The 2,405-nt window shown below is 72.4% G+C and carries 2 protein-coding genes; both read right to left on the reverse strand.

The features are described 5' to 3' along the window. Positions 1–229: 229 nt before the first annotated feature. On the reverse strand, positions 230–1,777 hold the full coding sequence (locus ACZ7LB_RS31915; protein ID WP_471473181.1) for a glycerol-3-phosphate dehydrogenase/oxidase: 1,548 nt from the start codon (positions 1,775–1,777) through the stop codon (positions 230–232). Continuing rightward, entirely contained in the window at positions 1,774–2,388 is a 615-nt protein-coding gene (locus tag ACZ7LB_RS31920; protein WP_471473183.1) for a TetR/AcrR family transcriptional regulator, read from the reverse strand. The genes ACZ7LB_RS31915 and ACZ7LB_RS31920 overlap by 4 nt, the downstream gene beginning before the upstream one ends. Between the last annotated feature and the right edge of the window lie 17 nt (positions 2,389–2,405).

Here is a 2,405-nt window from a genome sequence, read left to right on the forward strand (position 1 = left end):
GCACAGTGTTACACAGTTACGAACTCTGCAACAGAGTCACATTCAAGGGTTCTCGGGCGGCTTGGAACGGACGGTTCCGGCCCATGGCGGAGAGCCCGGCCGCGCGGGGCGCGGCCGGGCACACCGGTACGGGCGGACGCGCCGGCGCCCGCCCGCGGCAGGGCCGGAGACGGGCGGGACCGGCCGGCGGGAGACCCATCGGCGTCGGCACCCGCTCCGCGACGGCCGGTCAGGCGGAGGGGGCCGCCCCATGACCGCGGACCCGGGCCATCGACGACTCGAAGACCCGCTCCGCGGTGCCGCGGACGGCGTCCCGGTCGGCGGGCACCATCGAGATGCGGGTCCGCCGCTCCAGGACGTCCTCCATGGTCACCGCCCCCTCGTGGGTCACGGCGAAGGCGATCTCGGCCTCCGTGACCGGGACGGTGGAGCTGAGCGGTTCCAGGGCGCCGCCGGACGCGACCAGCTCGGCCTCGGTCCCGTACTTGCGCACCAGCCGCGACGGCCCCGGCAGCCTCTTCAGGACCTTCCGGTCGGCGGCGCCGACCAGCGGGAGGTTCCGGGTCGAGCAGGGGGCGGCGGACAGCCCCCGCTGCGCGACCGCCGCGTCGACGGCGTCCTCGGCCATGCGGCGGTACGTGGTGAGCTTGCCGCCGACGATCGTGATGACGCCCTCGGGCGAGGTCAGCACCGCGTGCTTGCGGGAGATGTCGGCCGTGTTGCTCCCCTGCCCCAGCAGCGGGCGCAGACCGGAGTAGACGCCGACGACGTCCTCCCGGGTGAGGGTGCGGCGGAACGTCGAGTTGGCGGTCCTCAGCAGGAAGTCGATGTCCTCCTCCGTCGCCGTGGGGACGTCCGGGACGGGGCCCTCGACGGGGTCGTCGGTGAGACCGAGGTAGACCAGCCCGTCCGGCTGGGGAAGCGCGAAGACGTACCGGTTGAGCGTGCCGGGCACCAGGATGTTGACACCGGAGGTGATGTTGCCCAGCGCCTCGGCCCGGAACACGAGGTGGGTCCCGCGCGACGGCTGGACGGTGATCCCGGGGACGAGCTGAGCGGCCCAGACGCCACTCGCGTTGACGACGGCGCGCGCCTTGATGCGGTGCTCGGTCCCGGTCAGCTCGTCCACGACGGTGGCACCGTCGCCCCGGACGTCGAGCGCGCGGGTGTGGGTGAGGACGCGCGCGCCGCGGCCCGCCGCCGTGCGGGCCAGGGCGACGACGAGGCGGGCGTCGTCCTCAAGCTGTCCGTCGACGAAGACCTGACCGCCCCGGAGGTTCTCGGTCTTCAGGCCCGGTGCGAGCCGGGCGGTCCTGGCGGCGGAGATCCAGCGGGGCGAGTGCAGCACGGACGACGGCGTCCTGGCGAGCCGGCGCAGCACGTCCCCGACGAGCAGCCCCGCGAACCCCATGACCCCCATCATCCGGGGCGTCTTCCGGTCGAGGGGGGACAGCATGGGAAGCGGACGCACGAGGTGGGGTGCCGTGTTGCACATCAGGATGCCGCGTTCGATCGCGCTCTCGTGGGCGACGGAGATCTGCCCCTTCGCGATGTAGCGGAGGCCGCCGTGGATGAGCTTGGAACTCCACCGGGAGGTCCCGAAGGCGAGGTCGTGGGCGTCGATCGCGACCACCGAGAGCCCGCGGGCCGCCGCGTCGAGGGTGACGCCGGCGCCCGTGGCGCCGAGGCCGACGACAAGGAGGTCCACGGTGCGGCCGTCGACGGCCTCGGCGAGTTCCCGTTCACGCCGAGCGGCGTTCAGCGCTGTTCCGGTCATGGTGTCAGGTACCTCTCGATCATGGTCGTGAACTCCCCGCGCGCCGCACCGGACCAGACGTCGGACGCGAGGTCCGGGTCCTCGGGCGGCCCGGCGGCGGAGCCCTCCTCGTCGGCGTTGCTCGCGGCACCGGCCACATGGAGGGAGTAACTCTCGGCGATGGCCTGGATGGAGGCGGCCATCGCCGTGGCGTCACCGTCCCGGACGCGCCCCGCGCGCTGCCCGCTCGTGATCACCTCGACGAGCCTCGTGTGCCCGATGCGCCAGGTCCGCCCCTGCCGGTTGATGAGGTACGGGAGGAGGATCTCGGGATCGTTGTTGACCGTCGCGAGGTACAGCTCGTCCTGGGCGACGCCGTGCGCGCCGCGCATCACGCCTTCGGCGATGGAGGACGGGGTGATGTCCTCCTCGGCGGGCAGGAACGTGACGGCCCATTCACGGACGCTCAGGTCACGGAGGAGTGTGGCGACGTCCGGCCAGTGCCGGTAGAGCGTCATGCGCGACACCCCCGCGCGGCGTGCGATGTCCGCAGCGGTCGCGCGCTGCCATCCGACGGCCAGGACTGCCTGCTTCGCGGCGTCCAAGATCGACTGCTTGTTACTCTGTTGCATAATGTGTAACACTGTAG

The organism is Streptomyces sp. NPDC107521, from assembly GCF_055598485.1.

Coding starts and splice junctions, on each gene's coding strand:
- ACZ7LB_RS31920 (WP_471473183.1), bottom strand. CDS start 2,388: ATGCAACAGAGTAACAAGCAGTCGATCTTGGACGCCGCGAAGCAGGCA.
- ACZ7LB_RS31915 (WP_471473181.1), bottom strand. CDS start 1,777: ATGACCGGAACAGCGCTGAACGCCGCTCGGCGTGAACGGGAACTCGCC.